Here is an 18,103-nt window from a genome sequence, read left to right on the forward strand (position 1 = left end):
AATCTATTTTGTTTTTATTTATTCTGATCTCTTTCTATGATTCCAATCACATCTTCATTTGTCTTGATAATCCGCTCCATATCCTTATTCAGACGGATACGGAATGCCCAGATACGGAAATAAAAGAACAAGCCTATCGGGAAAACAATACCGCAGAGCAAGTTTAACCAATAATTGCGGAACGGACGGACATGCGCATGGATGGGGATGACCGGATAGGTGTTCAGCGCTGTCAACAAAGTAACGGATCTTGTATTCGACATCTCATCTATCAGACTCTCCAAACGTTCGTTAATATCTTCCACTGCCTCATCCTGGCTATCAGTCATCCACAATTTAAAGTAATTGGGAGCACGTTTCAACCCCTTTCTATCAGCATATTCACGACAGTCTACGGACAAAGCCTTCAGCTCTTCCGGAATACGTGTATAATCAGGATCATGGATGATTACTTCCTTACGGAACAGATGGCGTACACTGCGAATACCCACAACCTTCTTGAACCAATTTATATAAGCATCAGCATTCAATACCACTGAATCATTGTTGGATTTATATGTCAAGAACGCACCCAATGGAGCCAAGACAGCAGTACTGGTCCACATACCCATCCAGACAACCCACTGTCCGTCACGGGCCATCTTATACCCCGTATTGTTGATGATGTAATAGATAATAAAAATCAATACAGAAACCACCACCGGCATTCCCAAGCCTCCTTTACGGATAATTCCTCCGAGTGGCGCACCAATAAAGAAGAAGATGAGACATGCCAGAGAAAGAGTCAGTTTCTCATGCCAGGAAGTCATGTGCCGTCGAAGGCTGCTTTCAGTCTGCGATATATTAAAGCTCTTAAAACTCCAGTCACTCCCCGCACTCTCTGCACGGCTGACGGCCGTGGATATAACCTTCTGTTTCTGCATCAGTGTAGCCACATTGTAGAGGCTGTCTACATTGTACTCACCTAAATAGGCCTTTTCAATCTTCAATGTATCCTCTTTAGACAAGCTGGCTGTCACCTTATAAGTTCCTGCCATAGCTTCTTTATAATAACCACGTCCCACACTGTCATTCTGCAATTTCATGGAATCAATATCCGCCTGCAGCATTCTCATATCCTTACTGTTGGACTGATTACTCATGATACCTGCATCCACCATATTAAAATCCGAATTGAACTCAATGATTGCATGCTTTTCGCGGAATGTCTCACGCCGGTAAGGCACATTCCTTTGGTTCATGTTCTGCGATTTCAAATTCTCAAACTGCTCACCACTGTATAAATGCAAATATAAATGCTGTTTGTCAGCCGTCATCTCCAGACGTCCCGAATCAGACTTGATAATTTGAGCATTCTCAAAACCTTTCTCAAAATTATATATCAGTACGTCATACAGCATACCAGTTTTGCGGTTCTTATGCTTCACATACAGATTATAACCATCTATTTCATCGTAGAACACACCTTCAGGAATATCCACTTCGGGAGATTTCTGCTTCATGGAAATAAGCAAAGTCCATAATTTTGTTTGGGCTTTTGGTCCTATGACATTTTGGAAATAGAAAGAGACACAACAGATGAAACAAATAAAGATAATCAGGGGCCGCATGATTTTCAATAAAGAAATACCGGCTGCCTTCATGGCAAGTAATTCAAAACGTTCTCCGAAATTTCCAAAGGTGATAAGGGCAGCCAGCAGAATAGCCAGCGGCAACGACGCAGGTACCAACGAAAGCGCAGAATAAAAGAAAAACTGTGCAAGGACAGTCATCTCCAATCCTTTTCCTACCATTTCGTCCACATACCTCCATAAAAACTGCATCATAAAGATGAAGAGGCAGATGAAGAAAGTACCCATAAAGAGCATGCAAAAGCTCTTCAAAACAAATATATCTAACTTTTTTATGCGCAGCATTTTACTCGTTTCATGCAATGAGAGCACAAAAGTAGTACAAAAAAAGGGAGTACGGGAAATTTTTAATCTAAAGTTAACTAAAAACCACAAGTTCTTCGCAAAGTATCCACTTGCGATTCCCATAATTCACGCGAATCACCCACCTCGTCTATATCGGCAAAGTCTGTTATCTCCAATACGAAATCATTGGTCAACTCATTGTTTGTCATCTTCAGTTCAAAGTATTCTCGCTCGTTCTCATCGTCCAGCCAGCGGAAGCGGATGAATGAATACGCCCGCACGGCAATAATCTCGGCATCACGTTTTTCTGTTTTTCCCCAAAAAAAGGTTACTGTTTTATCGTCTGACTGAACCCTATCAGCAAACCAGCCCTCCAAACCAGTAGGGGTACTTATCGCTGCCCAAAGAATACTTTTAGAAGTCGCATTCAAGAGATATTCCAAATGTATTTTCTTTCTTTCCATAGTCTATTCTGCTTTTTATTGCGCCAGCCAAGATAAATACTTTTTTCTAATTACAGAAAATAAATCATCAAATTTATTTATACCTCCCTTTCCATACACCCCTAATTCATTGATAATGTTATACAAAGACTTTTAATAAAAAGTACTGCAAACCACTTCAGCACCCTATCAGCAAAAGAAAAAGCAGAAAATATCCATAAAAGTTTTGGCAATTTAAATAAAAGCTATATCTTTGCACCCGCAATCGAGAAATGATGGCGGGATAGCTCAGCTGGTTAGAGCGCATGATTCATAATCATGAGGTCTCCGGTTCAATCCCGGGTCCCGCTACAAAGAAGATTTAGACTGTTAGGAGGCTTCCACTCTTGGCGGTCTTTTTTGTTTTTAATACTCGTTTTTTACTATGGTTTGTTTTCAAATTATAGTAAAAAGGAAAATATGAATACAAACAGTTGATATATGGATAGTCCTCTTGCATTTTAAGCCACTAACTTTGTGTGCAAATATCAAGTGACTATTATGAAAAGACAACTGTTCACATTTTCCTTTCTGTGTCTGCTTGCACTAGGTACAAGAGCACAAGATACCCTAACCTTGGAGGACTGCCTCAAAATAGGTATCGAAAACAACTTGTCCTTGCAAAGCAAACGGAAGGAAATACAAAAAGGGAAATACGGCATCTCTGAGAATCGAGCCAAACTGCTGCCCCAAATCAATGGTTTTGCCAACTATAACGACAACATCGATCCACCCGTATCCGTCACTGACGGCTCAGCGTACGGCAATCCCTACAATGTAACCCAAACCTTACAATACAACGCCAACTTCGGATTACAGCTGCAGATACCACTTTATAACCAAACACTCTACACCACTCTGTCCATAGCTAAAACCATGGATGAGATGAATCGTCTTTCTTATGAAAAGGCAAGAGAAGACCTCATCCTTCAAATTAGTCAAATGTACTACCTAGGACAGGTTACAGCTGAACAGATTATTTTGATAAAAGCCAACATCACTCGCCTGGAAGAGTTGAGAGATATCACTCAGGCCTTCTATGACAACGGTATGGCTATGGAAGTAGATGTGAAACGCGTCAACATCAACCTGGAGAACCTCAAGGTGCAACACGACAACGCACAAGCCATGATGGAACAGCAACTGAACCTACTGAAATACATCATCGACTATCCGGCAGAAGAAAATATAGCACTGGTACCGGTGAATACAGAAATGATTACGCCCGCAGCACTCACCGGGCTATCTGAAACACTATATGAACTACAGCTGCTGCAATCACAGAAACAACTCGCAGAGCAACAAAAAACAATAGTCAGCAACGGTTACATCCCCTCCTTGAGCTTGACGGGAAGCTGGATGTTCTCTGCCTATACGGACAAAGCTTACCATTGGTTCCATTCCGGCCCTTCCAACCATTGGTATCGCTCCTATGGAGTGGGACTCTCCTTGCGTATTCCCATTTTCGACGGACTGGACAAACGCTACAAGATGCGCAAGGCAACCATTGACATAGAGAACATCAAGCTCGCCCAAGAGAATACCCGAAAAAATCTTCAGACACAATATCTGAATGCCACCAATGACCTGATGAACAGCCAACGTAACTTTAAGAAGCAGAAGGACAATTATCTGCTTGCCGAAGATGTATATACCGTCACCATGGACCGTTATCGGGAAGGAATCGCCTCAATGACCGAAGTATTGCAGGACGAAATGCGGATGAGCGAAGCCCAAAACAACTATATCAGTGCCCACTACAATTACCGGATAACCAATCTGACTTTGCTGAAGCTGACGGGACAGCTGGAGACGTTGAGCCCCTCAATTCATTAAAGAGGAAGATGAATAGAGCCCGTATTCAAGGACGGATGTATATATAATAAGTAAACAATATAATATAGAAAATATGGAAACAAAAGAGAACAATAACACCGCAAGTACCCACCAAGAAAAAGCACGGAAATTGAAGAAGCTTCGCCGTTGGCAAATCGTTGTCAGCCTATTAGGAATAGCTATCCTTATCTGGGGAATTATTCAAGTGGTCTGCCTCTTTTTGAACTACAAACGGACGGAAACCAGTAATGATGCACAGATTGAACAATACATATCTCCCGTCAATCTGCGCGCATCAGGATATATCAAGAAAATTTGTTTCACAGAACACCAAGAAGTACACAAAGGAGATACCTTACTTATATTGGACGACCGGGAATATAAAATCAGAGTCATGGAAGCTGAAGCTGCACTCAAGGATGCACAAGCCGGTGCCACAGTCATTGGTGCCACACTACAAACCACGCAAACTACAGCCTCTGTCTACGACGCCTCCATAGCAGAGATAGAAATCCGCCTTACCAAGCTGGAGAAAGACCGCCAACGATACCAGAATCTGGTGAAGAGAAACGCTGCCACCCCCATTCAATTGGAACAGATAGAAACCGAATATGCAGCTACCCACAAGAAGTTGGAAGCCGTGAAACGACAACAGAAAGCTGCCTTGTCGGGTGTGAACGAAGTGTCACATCGCCGTGAAAATACCGAAGCTGCCATACAACGGGCAACAGCCGCACTCGAAATGGCACGACTGAATCTCTCCTACACCGTAGTAGTAGCTCCTTGTGATGGGAAATTGGGGCGGCGTACCCTTGAAGAAGGACAATTCATCACTGCCGGACAAACCATCACCTACATTCTGCCTGACACACAAAAGTGGATTATAGCCAACTACAAGGAAACCCAGATTGAGAATCTGCACTTGGGACAAGAAGTAGTCATTACCGTCGATGCCATCAGCGACAAAGAATTCAAAGGAAAAATCACTGCCATCTCCGGAGCCACCGGCTCCAAATATTCCCTAGTGCCCACGGATAATTCTGCCGGCAACTTCGTGAAGATACAGCAACGCATCCCAGTCCGCATCGACTTTACCGATTTGTCTAAAGAAGACAACAGTAGCCTTGCCGCCGGTATGATGGTAATAGTCAAAGCGAAAACAAAAAAATAGGGATTAAGGATTAGAGGTTAGGGATTAAGGCAACCAACTCCTTAATCCTTACCCCCTAATCCTTAATCTTTAACCCTTAATCCCTAACCCCTTAACCCTTATCCCCATGCCCTCATATTCCAAGAACTATCCCTTCTACAACTGGGTACCTAAACCGGTAGGTATCATCATCCTATTCGTATTCTTTTTGCCGATACTGACCGTGGGCGGTACCTACTCGGTGGCAAGCACCGAAATGATGAGCGGACTCGGCATCATTTCCGAGCATATCCAGTTTGCCAGCTTCGCCACTTCCATCGGCATGGCGGCATTCTGCCCCTTTCTGTATAGGCTGGTAGTGATACGCAGGCAGAAAATGATGTGTCTGGCAGGTTTTTCGCTGATGTACATCTTCAGCTATATCTGTGCCAAGACAGACAGCGTTTTCCTGCTGGCACTATGCAGCATCTTTATGGGATTCCTACGAATGGTGCTGATGATGGTCAACCTCTTCACCCTCATAAAGTATGCTGGGCATATCGAGGCGTATGACAAGATTACACCCGGCAACGAGCCCACAACCGACGAAGGCTGGGACAAGCTGGACATCGAACGGAGCGCGGCACAACCCGCCATCTACCTGTTCTTCATGATACTGGGACAATTGGGCACCTCGCTCACTGCCTGGCTCGCCTTTGAGTACGAATGGCAGTACATACACTACTTCATGATGGGCCTGCTGTTGCTCTGCATCCTCATCACCTTCATCACCATGCCTTATCATAAATATACCACGCGCCGTTTCCCCATCAACTTCAAGCAGTTCGGCAATGCCTCCATCTTCTGCATCACACTGGCCTGCATTACCTACGTGCTTACTTATGGCAAAGTGCTCGACTGGTACGATGACCCAACCATACAATGGGCCACAGTCTGCGCCATCATCGCCGGTGGCACATTCCTCTACATCGAGTCTACCCAACGCAATCCTTACTATCAGCTCGATGTATTCAAACTGCGTACCATCCGTATGGGTTTCCTATTCTATTTTCTGTTAATGGTACTGAATTCCAGCACCATGTTTGTCAATGTATTCACGGGTATAGGCATGAAACTGGACAACTTCCAGAACGCCACCTTGGGCAACTGGTCCATGCTGGGCTACTTCATCGGCGGCATTGCCACCATCTGGCTCAGCGTGAAAGGTGTACACTTCAAATATCTCTTTGCCGCAGGTTTCCTTCTATTGGGGCTTTCCGCCATGTTCATGTATTTCGAGGTACAAGGTGCAGGACTGTACGAACGGATGAAGTATCCGGTCATCATCCGTTCCACAGGTATGATGTTCCTCTATTCGCTGATTCCAACCTACGCCACCCAACGCATGCCTTACAAATATCTTTCTTCCTGGATATGTACCATGATTACCGTACGCATGGTATTGGCTCCCTGCATCGGAGCCGCACTCTATACGAATGTGCTGCAAGAACGCCAGCAGCACTACGTCACCCGCTATGCACAGAATGTAGACATGTTGCACCCCGAAGCGTCCGCCTCGTTTACCCAAACCGTACAAGGCATGCAATATCAGGGAAAAAGCAAACAAGAAGCAATCAACATGGCTGCCATATCCACCAAAGGACGCATCCAGGTGCAGGCCACCCTCTCTGCTGTAAAGGAAATGGCAGGATGGACACTCTATGCCTGCCTGATTTGCATGATATTTGTGCTTGTCGTGCGGTATCCTAAACGAAAATTACTAACTTAGCAGACAATTTTCGGTACAACCTGTAATTTTGTCTGTTATGGATACTCAACAAGAACGTTTATCCCACTTGGACCGCGCATTGTCCAACGGAGAAAACATTTGTAGTTCAGAAGGTATGCTCTGCTCCTTCCCTGCCTCCTTGAAGAAACCTTTCATGATTAATGGAGCAGGACTGATGGTCTGCCGCCAGGGCAACTTCACCTTTTCGCTCAACATGAAGGTATTCTCGGCCCAGGCAGGCGAAACAGTTTTCATTCCGGAAGATTCCCTCTTCCAAGTGCTGAGCGAATCGGAAGACCTGCAACTATTCATATTCATTTACCAGATAGAACCGATAAGGGACATCATAGGCAATTCAGTGGCAACCATGTACCTATACATGCAGCTCCGGACCGAACCATGTTACGTATGGAACACCGGAGACGAAGAAGAAGTCCTGAAATACATGTCCTTACTGGACAATACCCTGCACTTAGACAACAACACCTTCAACGACAACGAACAAAGGCTGCTTCTGCTGGGACTCACATACCGCATCTGTTCCATTTACAACCGTAAACTGATGAACCTTAAAACAACGGTTGGCCACAAACATGAAATTTTTATCCGGCTGATTCAGTTGATAGATGCGCACTACACGGAAGAACGCGGTGTAGAGTTTTATGCAGACAAACTCTGCTTATCACCCAAATACCTCTCTGCACTATCCAAGTCCGTCTGCGGATTCACCGTGCAGGAACTGATATTCAAATCCATCATCCGCAAAAGCATCTCACTACTCAAGAACACCCAGAAAAATATCCAGGAAATCGCCGATTTCTTCAATTTTCCCAATGCTTCTTATTTTGGTACATTTTTCAAGAAACAAACAGGCATGTCTCCGCAACAGTACCGCAAAAAATAGAAAACGTTACGCTTTCAACCGGATAACGAAGCGGCTCCCCTTACCCAGCTCACTCTGAACAGTCAGTGTACCGCCATGCGCTTCCACAAAGTCTTTCGAAATGGAAAGTCCTAAGCCACTACCTTGCACTTTAGTGCCCGGCACTCGGAAATAACGGTCAAAAATGCTCTGGTGATAACGCGGGTCGATACCTTTTCCAAAATCCTGCACATACATTTCCACAAAATCCTCGTCATGCTTGGCGCCGATAACCACCCTCCCGTTCTCTTTGGAATAGCGGATAGCATTACTCAACAAATTGGTGAGTACCCAAGCAATCTTTTCGCTATCGACAAACAATTTAGGCATTTTTTCTTCCGGATACTCCACTTCTATCTGAATGCCGAATTTATCAGCCTGTACCTGATTAGCCTTGATGGCATACTCTATCAGTTCAATGGGCTTTGTTATTTTAGGCATCATCTGCAGTTTACCGGCTTCTACCTGCGTCATGTTCAGTAGTTCTCCGGTAATCCCAAGAAGGCGATCAGCATTTTCCTTAATGCTGTTCGATAATTGCTCCTGCTCGTCGTTCAACACCCCTACCCGTTTGTCCTCCAACAACTGCAGACTCATCAGAATAGCGGATATAGGCGTTTTCAGTTCATGAGAAATAGTCGAGATAAAAGTAGTCTTGGCACTATCCAATTCTTTGAATTCTGTAATATTTTTCAGTAAAATCACATCGCCAAGATTATGAGGTTCGTCATCATCAGCCTCTGCATTTATAATGGTAATGTAAGAAGCTTTAAAGTAACTCTCCTTATTGTCTGCATAAATCTTCAACGGTTCTTTCTTTTCACCCGGATTTACCAATTCACGAACTAAACGGCGGAGCAAATCATTCTTCAAAGAAAGCTCCTCAGCCGAACGGCGAATTACCTCTTCCCGTTTTAAATTCAGCACAGTTAAAGCCTCATTATTGATAAAGAGAATTTCCCTATTACGGTTCAAACCAATAATAGGTTCATCAATACTATTCACAATAGCCTCAAGAAATTTCTTAGCAGAAAGTATGTCGTTCAGCGTACTGGCGCGATACTCCGTCAGTCGTTCCGCCATCCGATTAAAACTATCAGCCACTTCACGAAATTCCTCGCGTCCACTCATATCCAGACGTTTCTCATAATTATGGTTCGCTATTTCAAGAATCCCACGCGTCAGTTCTTGAATAGGTTTGCTGATGGAACGGGGAAGCCATACCAACAATATGATACTGGCAAAAATACATACCCCACCTATCACAGAAATCCAGAGCAATGCACGTTGCAATCCCGGTACAGCAGCAGGACTATCCGGCTCTGTAGCCGTCAGTATCTGTAGATTCACCACAGAAAGAGCAACCAACAAAATAATCATTCCAGCCAATACCCCTACACTGAGTATCAATTTTGTACGAATATTCATAATGTTCCTAAGAATTAATATTATGCAAGTATAATCAAATCTATGTTTACTTGTGCCAAATCACGCACAAATTTTCGGTATTTCAATATCATGAACAATGATTTCGGAAAAGAAAGTGACGGACTTCCCATGCAGACAGTTGTTATCTGTTTCTCCCTACAAGTATCAACAATGCTTCCCAGCACATCCGGCGATTGCACCTGAACGACCTCCCCTCCCAGTTCGGTCACCAATTTGAAGTGGTTCAATAAATACCTTTGATTTGCCAGACCGATGCGGTCAGTACTTTCTCTGGGAGTCTGCACATAAAGGGCAACAAACGAAGTATTGTAGCGGGTTGCCAGACGTGCAGCTTTACGAATGATGCGTCGTGGTGTTTTCTCGTTGCTGCTGATACATGCCAGAAATCTCTCATGACGGACTCCCACACTGGTAACCACTTCATTCTCCACTTTCTTTTCCACCCGTAAAGCCACCTCTTTTAAAGCCAGTTCACGTAATTGGAGAATATTTTCCGTTTTAAAGAAATTGTTCAAGGCAGTAGAGACCTTTTCCGGCTTGTAAATTTTTCCAGCTTTCAGACGGGCTATCAATTCTTCCGCAGTCAAGTCAATATTCACCACCTCATCTGCCTCTTGCAAAACGCTATCGGGAATACGTTCCTTCACCTCAATACCCGAGATGCCTTGTACTTCTTCATTGACACTCTCAATGTGCTGGATGTTAACGGCAGAAATCACATTGATACCCTCATCAAGCAAATCCATCACATCCTGCCAGCGTTTCTCATTCCGGCTACCTTCCACATTGGTATGTGCCAGTTCATCCACCACTACTATCTCAGGGTGTATCTGGATAATGGCATCCAAATCCATTTCTTCCAGCTCTTTCCCTTTATAGAATATCTTACGACGAGGAACAACGGGCAATCCTTCCAACATAGCATCCGTACCGGCACGCCCGTGTGTCTCTATATAGCCTATCTTCACATCTACTCCGTTGTCAAGTAACTCGTGTGCTTCCTGAAGCATACGATAAGATTTACCTACACCAGCAATCATGCCGATGTAGACTTTGAACTTGCCACGCCGCGACTTTTTAATCAAATCAAGAAAATGCTGTACGCTTTCTTCCCTACTCATTTCTTCTGTTTTTTTACTTGTCTTATATATGCCATATAACCCGTAACGATCATCACGACCGCCACGGGCATCCAACACTAATTCATGAGTTCTAAAGTTATATCTAAATAAATCATGGCCTTAAAGTAAAGCCGAATACCAGATGTGCATCTTCCATACGAGGGTTCCAAATGGCTTGTGCAAATACAGGTATTGAGAAATTGTCAGTAATCTTGATTTCCGTAATACCTTTCAGTGCCACATTGGTTACGGCAAACCCGCTGTTAGGAACGCCATATACTCCTACCCCAGCTTCATAAGGCAGAAATCCGCAAGTCAGGTTCAAATCTACAGACTTAACACTGAACGGATAGTTGAGTTCAACATACGAAGAATAATTCTGCCTGCCTTTGTCATCTTTGTCAGCTCCGGCAAACATAGTGTACCAAGCGATTGACAAAGGGAACTTTTCAACCGGCAATGTATAGGCTAATCCCGCTTCAAAGTGATGAGCTGTTTCGTGACTCTTAAAATTAAAATACTTTCTTGCTCCTTGTCCGCCCCACCACAAGCTGGCAACAGAAAAAGTTAGACCTGATTCTCCCAAAGCATAGGCAGCCGTCAAATCAATCTCCTTAGCCGCAGCCCCTTCCCCTGAAGAAACTCCGTCAAAATCGGTAGAGCCCCATGCCGTCAAAGAAAAATCACCGACCCCAAAACCCAAAGTGGGCTGAAAACTGACTCCCGTCTGGTAAAAGCCGCGCCAAACATAAGAACTGACTAAATCACCTTGTATTGTAAATTCCTGAGCTTGCACTTTGCCGGTTCCCATAAAACAAGCAGCTACCATACTCGCAAAAACTAGAATTGATATTTTTAAACTTTTCATATCCAACTATTTATTTACCATTACTAATCAATCGTTGAAAGGCAGGAAGGAAGTTTCGGCTCCCCCTGTAAAATGACAGTCTTTCGCTGCCTGAACAGAAATACTTCCGCTCCTGCCCATAACACATGACAAACACAACTAAAAAATTATTTATTCTGATCGGCTTCTTCTAATGCAATGTTCAGTTCCAGCACATTGACAGTTTCCGTACCAAACACCCCCAAAAAGGGTTTGCTGATGTTCTTGTCTACAATGGCTTTCACTTCAGCCTCGTTCATGCCACGTGCCTGAGCCACACGCTTCACTTGTACATAAGCACAAGCAGGTGTGATATGTGGGTCTAGACCGGAACCACTGGCGGTTACCATTTCAGCAGGCACATCCTTGCGGCTCAGATAAGGATGATGTACCAGAAAAGTATCGATACGGGCTTCCACTTCTGCCAGGTATTCATCGTTCGTAGGTCCCTTGTTACTACCACCCGAAGCATCGGCTGTATAATTACCCGCAGATGGGCGTCCCCAGAAATAAATATCTTGCGTAAACATCTGGCCTACATTGGCTGCACCTACCACTTTACCATTGAGTGTTGCCACCTCTGCATTTCCCTTGTTGGGACCGGCGAACTGTGCAAATATCCACAAGACAAGGATATAGAACAGAGAGAAAAATATGCAAAATGCAATTGTTATTTTAAATGATTTCCAAAGAGTTTTCATTTTATCCAAGTTTTAAAAAAACAGACTAACTATCATATCTATCAGTTTGATGCCGACAAACGGAGCAATGACGCCACCCACACCATAAATCAACAGATTGCGACGAAGTAGAGCACTGGCACCGATCGGCTTATACTGAACACCTTTCAAAGCCAACGGAATCAAGATAGGAATAATGATAGCGTTGAATATGACAGCCGAGAGAATGGCCGTTTCAGGGCTATGCAGTCCCATAATGTTCAGAGGAGCCAACTGAGGGATGGCTACCATAAACAAAGCAGGGATAATAGCAAAGTACTTGGCAACGTCGTTCGCAATGGAGAAGGTAGTCAACGTACCGCGTGTCATTAACAACTGTTTGCCAATCTCCACAATTTCAATCAGCTTCGTCGGATCGTTGTCAAGGTCCACCATGTTACCAGCTTCTTTGGCTGCCTGCGTACCGCTGTTCATTGCCACCCCCACATTAGCTTGTGCAAGGGCGGGAGCGTCGTTTGTACCGTCACCCATCATAGCCACCAGCTTACCGGCCTGCTGTTCTTTTTTGATATATTCCATCTTGTCTTCCGGCTTGGCTTCAGCAATGAAATCATCTACTCCAGCTTTCTCTGCAATATATTTGGCTGTCAAAGGGTTGTCACCGGTCACCATCACAGTTTTCACACCCATCCTGCGAAGACGCTCAAAACGTTCCTGAATGCCCGGTTTGATAATATCCTGCAACTCAATTACCCCAGTAACTTTCTGATTGACACATACCACCAGCGGAGTTCCACCGTTGCTGGTAATTACAGCAATCACCTCTTCAATCTCTTTCGGGAACTTGTTTCCGGCATTTTCCACAATCTTGCGAATAGCGTCGAATGCGCCTTTACGTATCTGAGTACCATCCTGCAAATCCACACCCGAACATTTTGTTTCGGCTGTAAACTTAATCATATGAGCACCGGTAGTATTCAAATCACGCATACGATGACCGTTTTCACGTCCCAGTTCAATGATAGACTTACCCTCCGGAGTCTCGTCAGAAAGTGAGGACAACAAGCAAGCCTCTACGAACAAATTCTCGTCAACACCCGAAGCCGAATGAAACTTAGTAGCTTTACGGTTACCGATTGTAATGGTGCCAGTCTTGTCTAGCAACAAGGTATCAATGTCACCGGCTGTTTCTACCGCCTTACCGGATTTTGTAATTACATTAGCGCGCAAAGCACGGTCCATCCCAGCAATGCCGATGGCAGAAAGCAGTCCGCCGATAGTAGTCGGTATCAAGCAGACAAACAAAGATATGATGGCTGCAATGGAGATATAAGTTCCCGGATGGTCAATATTCGTATAATCAGCCATAGGAATCAACGTTACACATACAATAACGAATACCAAAGTGAAACCAGCCAGAAGAATAGTCAATGCTATTTCGTTCGGAGTCTTCTGGCGAGTAGCGCCTTCTACCAAAGCAATCATCTTGTCAAGAAAGCTCTCACCCGGTTGCTGCGTCACCAATACCTTGATTTTATCAGAAAGAACTTTTGTACCACCAGTTACGGAACTCTTGTCACCACCGGCCTCACGGATAACCGGAGCAGATTCACCGGTAATGGCACTTTCGTCAATGGAGGCCAAACCTTCCACAATCTCACCGTCGGCAGGAATCGTATCTCCTGCTTCACAAATAAAATAGTCGCCTTTCTTCAAACGTGAACTGCTAACGGTATGGATTTTACCGTCAACCAGCACTTTAGCCGGAGTCTCTTCACGGGTTTTACGCAAGCTGTCAGCTTGGGCCTTACCACGCGCTTCAGCGATGGCTTCAGCAAAATTAGCAAACAGCAACGTCACAAACAAGATGACGAATACCAAGAAATTATATCCGAATGCTCCATATTCCGAAGTACCCAATGAAAGGAAACAGACAATCAGCATGACGACTGTTACGACTTCCACCGTAAACATAATCGGATTCTTTATCATCACCCGTGGATTCAGCTTCACGAATGATTGCTTCAAACTTTCCATTACTTGCTCCTTCTGAAACAGAGAAGCTGATTTATTATCTTTCATACCTATGAAATTACTTTTTACAAACTACTATTACAAACTGAAATGTTCAGCAATCGTACTCAATGCATGTGCCGGGAAGAATGACAAGGCAGCCACAATAAAGATAACGGCAAAAGTCATCACACCGAAAGTTACTGTATCTGTCTTCAGCGTACCGGCACTCTCCGGAACATATTTCTTTCCGGCCAACAGACCAGCAATGGCTACCTGACCTACGATAGGCAGGAAACGTCCTAAAATCAGCGTCCAGCCGGTAGTATAGTTCCAGAAGTAAGTATTGTCGCCCAATCCTTCGAAGCCAGAACCATTATTGGCCGCAGCCGAAGTATATTCATAAAGCTGCTCACTCAGTCCGTGGAAACTGGGATTATTCAACCAGCCGCCTTCACCTGCCACAAATTCAGGATAATGAGCGAACAAAAAGCAAGAAAGTGCCACACCGCCCAAGATGATAAGCGGATGAAGCAGTGCCACAATGGTAGCAATCTTCATTTCACGCGCCTCTACCTTCTTACCGAGAAATTCCGGAGTACGTCCCACCATCAGTCCACTGATGAATACGGCGATAATGATGAATGTATAATAGTTCATGAAACCTACACCCACACCTCCAAACCACGTATTAATCTGCATGTTCAGCATTTCCATCATACCGGAAAGAGGCATCGTTGAATCATGCATACCATTCACAGAGCCATTGGAAGTAACTGTAGTCACAATACTCCAAAGAGCAGTAGCAGCAGACCCTAAACGGACTTCTTTACCTTCCATTGCTCCATTGTCTTGAGCAATTCCCATCTCATCAATGCGCGGATTACCTCCCATCTCCTGCGAAACATTGATGCAAACACCGACAAGAAAAGCAAAAAGCATTACGCTATAGATAGAGTAAGCCATCTTCTTACGTTTGATGTAAAAGCCGAGTGCAATCACCATAGACATTGGTATAATTAGGATAGACCAACATTCTGCAATATCTGTCAAGTAAGTAGGATTTTCCAACGGATGTGAAGAGTTACATCCAAAGTAACCGCCACCGTTCGTACCCAATTGCTTGATAGGAACAATCGCTGCCGTAGGACCTTGTGAAACCAACTGGGTTTGTCCTTCCATCGTCTGAACTTCCAGCTTACCATCAAATCCCATCGGAGTACCTTGTAGAATGAGGATGAAGCCCACAATCAACGAAAGCGGTAATAATACACGTGTACAGCTCAAAACCAAGAACTTCCAGAAGTTACCGATAGTCTTCGTCGATTTAGCAGCCATACCCTTCATGATACCTGCCATAGCTGCCATACCGGTAGCGGCGGTAATGAATTGGAACAACATAATGACGAACAACTGTGTAAAATATGTCAGTCCGCTTTCACCGGAATAATGCTGCAAATTACAGTTCACCATAAAACTGATACATGTATTGAATGCCAGATCCGGTGTCTGGTTAGCGTTTCCATCCGGATTTAACGGCAACCACTGCTGTGTACAGAGTAGCACCATGCCCCATACAAACCAAAAGGCATTCAGAATCAGCAGGGCTTTCAAGAACTGTTTCCAGTTCATCTCTTCCTCCGGATTGACTCCGGCCACTTTATAAATCAATCTCTCGACCGGCTTCATGAAATCCGACCATGTCTTTTCGCCTTTGTAAACCTTGGCAATATACTTTCCCAGAGGATAGGATATCACAATCAGCAGAACAATCTGCAAGGCTACACCTAAAATTTCAGTGTTCATTTCTCCACTCTCCATTCATTAAAACTTTTCGGGTCTTATCAGCACATAAGTCAGATACCCGAACATTACAATACCTAATACAAATAAAGCTGTGTACATAATTCTCTCTTTTAAATCTTCTCAAACCAATCTACGCATTTCCAGAAAAGCCAAAAGGCGAACAAACCGCTCAATAGGCAAAAAATAAATGATACTGTTATTCCCATGTTTTTACCTTTTAAAATGTTACTACATATTTTTGTCTGCCAGGAATGTGCCAAATATGTACCAAAAAGAGCGCATATACCATACACCATTAATTATCAACAGAATACATACTAAACAAGTATAAAAAGAAACAGGTTGCACCCTTTCAAAATGAAAAGGTGCAACCTGTTTTGATATGTTTTAGCCCATAGGCACTTTCTGCTTCTAAGCCTGTTTCAAGAATAATCTTGCCACGGTCCTATATCGAAGGTACCTCAGTCGTATACTGAGCCCCCTATTATAGATCTGAGATCTTGTATTCCTCAATCTTCCGATACAACGTCGTCAAACCTATTTTCAATAACCGGGCTGCTTCTGTCTTATTCCCCTTTGTATACTCCAGTACACGGGCAATGTGCCGGCGTTCCATAGCTGAAAGTTCAAAACTGCCGGGACTTGAATCATTGGAGTGTTCATAATGGGCATTCTGAATATCAAACGGCAAATCAGCAATGTCCAGATATCCGCTCTCGCAAACAATCATACTGCGTTCTATCACGTTACGTAATTCACGAATATTTCCCTTCCACGGTTGGGAGTCCAATGCTTCAAGAAATGCGGGAGCTATTTCAACCACCGGACGCGCCAGCTGTTCCGCAAAACTCTTTATAAAAGCCTTCGCCAACAGCCGGATATCACCTGCACGTTCGCGCAATGGCGGCAGATGTATCTGAAATACGCTTAATCTATAAAACAAATCCTCGCGGAAACGTCCGGCAACAATCTCCTGGGACAAGTTGCGGTTCGTAGCGGCAATGATGCGGACATTGACACGGGTAGGTTTCGTATCACCTATCTTAATATACTCACCGGTTTCAAGAATACGCAGCAACTTGGCTTGCAGTTCAAACGCCATCTCACCGATTTCATCCAAAAAAATAGTCCCATTATTCGCTTCCTCGAACAGTCCCTTCTTATCCTTCAATGCGCCGGTAAACGAACCGGCTTTATGACCGAACATTTCACTTTCCAGCAACTCCTTGCTGAACGAAGAACAGTTAACCGCTACAAAATTCTGCCGTGCACGCTTACTACTGTAGTGGATGGCCTGGGCAAATACCTCCTTACCCGTGCCCGTTTCTCCAGTCAACAGTACAGGAACATCAGTCCCTGACACCTTCTGAGCTAATGAAACAGCATCCTTCAGGACTTTGGATTCTCCCAGGATAGAATCAAAAGAGTACGTCTGTCCCACCTTCTTCTCCAGTTTTTCCAACCGCACATTCATACGCGCTTTCTCTACAGCACGGCTTATCAGAGGAATAATCTTGTTATTATCGTCTCCCTTGGTGATGTAGTCGAAAGCACCGTTCTTGATGGCCTGCACCCCATCGGGAATATTGCCGTGCGCTGTCAGCAGAATAACTTCCACATTGGGTGCCGCCTTCTTGATAGCCAACACCAGGTCTACCCCATTTCCATCGGGCAGAAACACATCACACAAAACTACATCGGGATTTTGGAGTTCCAGTTGCTTCAGGGCAGCCCTGCAATCACCAGCCTGACAGACGTCATATCCCTCCAACTCCATCATCCGTGTCAGAAGGGTACGGATTTGTACCTCATCATCAATGATTAGAATCTTACTCATATCTATTCGATAAGTTTTTAAACTGATAACGGTAAAAAACAGGGTGTGCAAATATAGGCTTTTCCCAAATACCAACGGCATATCTTTTGAACTTTTATAGGTGAAGGGGCAAGAGCCTGCCACCAACCGGGATATGAATATCCCACCACAGCAATGCCACAGCGGCATTATGCAGGCCTAGTCCCAGTGAAAGCCCCTCATGCCTCCCCCTTCCATTTTGGAAAGAGGCCACCTGAA

Annotated in this window: 13 protein-coding genes and 1 tRNA gene; 5 read left to right on the forward strand and 9 right to left on the reverse strand. The window is 44.2% G+C overall.

Annotated elements, in window-relative coordinates:
- Window positions 1-14: 14 nt before the first annotated feature.
- The gene (locus tag DWX62_RS00070) at window positions 15-1,916 is read right to left on the reverse strand and encodes an LptF/LptG family permease (protein ID WP_005824727.1); all 1,902 of its coding nucleotides are present in this window, start codon (window positions 1,914-1,916) and stop codon (window positions 15-17) included.
- Window positions 1,917-1,993: 77 nt separating this feature from the next.
- Entirely contained in the window at window positions 1,994-2,380 is a 387-nt protein-coding gene (locus tag DWX62_RS00075; RefSeq protein WP_005824726.1) for an START-like domain-containing protein, read from the reverse strand.
- Between the two features lie 256 nt (window positions 2,381-2,636).
- Between DWX62_RS00075 and DWX62_RS00080 the strand changes: the two genes are divergently transcribed.
- The 5 genes from DWX62_RS00080 to DWX62_RS00100 all read left to right on the forward strand — a co-directional run bounded on the left by DWX62_RS00080 (window position 2,637) and on the right by DWX62_RS00100 (window position 8,056).
- A tRNA-Met gene (locus DWX62_RS00080) sits at window positions 2,637-2,710 on the forward strand.
- A gap of 189 nt (window positions 2,711-2,899) precedes the next feature.
- Complete coding sequence (locus tag DWX62_RS00085; protein WP_005824723.1) at window positions 2,900-4,234, forward strand: TolC family protein; 1,335 nt, start codon at window positions 2,900-2,902, stop codon at window positions 4,232-4,234.
- Window positions 4,235-4,307: 73 nt separating this feature from the next.
- Window positions 4,308-5,405 carry an HlyD family secretion protein gene (locus tag DWX62_RS00090; protein ID WP_009037809.1) on the forward strand — a complete coding sequence of 366 codons (1,098 nt, stop codon included), beginning with the start codon at window positions 4,308-4,310 and terminating at the stop codon, window positions 5,403-5,405.
- Window positions 5,406-5,511: 106 nt separating this feature from the next.
- Window positions 5,512-7,152 (forward strand): MFS transporter, encoded by a 1,641-nt coding sequence (locus DWX62_RS00095; protein ID WP_117652760.1) that lies wholly within the window; start codon window positions 5,512-5,514, stop codon window positions 7,150-7,152.
- Between the two features lie 37 nt (window positions 7,153-7,189).
- Window positions 7,190-8,056, forward strand: a complete 867-nt coding sequence (locus DWX62_RS00100; protein WP_034525423.1) for an AraC family transcriptional regulator — start codon at window positions 7,190-7,192, stop codon at window positions 8,054-8,056.
- A gap of 6 nt (window positions 8,057-8,062) precedes the next feature.
- Here DWX62_RS00100 and DWX62_RS00105 read toward each other — a convergent pair whose 3' ends face one another.
- From DWX62_RS00105 to DWX62_RS00140, 7 genes are all read right to left on the reverse strand, one after another.
- Window positions 8,063-9,502, reverse strand: coding sequence for an ATP-binding protein (locus DWX62_RS00105; RefSeq protein WP_005824715.1), 1,440 nt, complete (start codon window positions 9,500-9,502; stop codon window positions 8,063-8,065).
- Between the two features lie 20 nt (window positions 9,503-9,522).
- Entirely contained in the window at window positions 9,523-10,644 is a 1,122-nt protein-coding gene (locus DWX62_RS00110; RefSeq protein ID WP_005834862.1) for a hypothetical protein, read from the reverse strand.
- Window positions 10,645-10,756: 112 nt separating this feature from the next.
- Window positions 10,757-11,512: a hypothetical protein gene (locus DWX62_RS00115; protein ID WP_034529308.1), complete on the reverse strand. Its 756-nt coding sequence runs from the start codon at window positions 11,510-11,512 to the stop codon at window positions 10,757-10,759.
- A 146-nt stretch (window positions 11,513-11,658) separates the two neighbouring features.
- On the reverse strand, window positions 11,659-12,231 hold the full coding sequence (locus tag DWX62_RS00120; protein WP_005834858.1) for a K(+)-transporting ATPase subunit C: 573 nt from the start codon (window positions 12,229-12,231) through the stop codon (window positions 11,659-11,661).
- Window positions 12,232-12,243: 12 nt separating this feature from the next.
- Window positions 12,244-14,292: a potassium-transporting ATPase subunit KdpB gene (gene kdpB / locus DWX62_RS00125; protein WP_016273952.1), complete on the reverse strand. Its 2,049-nt coding sequence runs from the start codon at window positions 14,290-14,292 to the stop codon at window positions 12,244-12,246.
- A 30-nt stretch (window positions 14,293-14,322) separates the two neighbouring features.
- Window positions 14,323-16,029: a potassium-transporting ATPase subunit KdpA gene (kdpA, locus tag DWX62_RS00130; protein WP_009037805.1), complete on the reverse strand. Its 1,707-nt coding sequence runs from the start codon at window positions 16,027-16,029 to the stop codon at window positions 14,323-14,325.
- Between the two features lie 484 nt (window positions 16,030-16,513).
- On the reverse strand, window positions 16,514-17,866 hold the full coding sequence (locus tag DWX62_RS00140; RefSeq protein ID WP_008662930.1) for a sigma-54 dependent transcriptional regulator: 1,353 nt from the start codon (window positions 17,864-17,866) through the stop codon (window positions 16,514-16,516).
- Window positions 17,867-18,103: the final 237 nt, after the last annotated feature.

The sequence above is a fragment of the Bacteroides sp. AF20-13LB genome, assembly GCF_003603065.1.
Lineage (GTDB): Bacteria > Bacteroidota > Bacteroidia > Bacteroidales > Bacteroidaceae > Bacteroides > Bacteroides uniformis.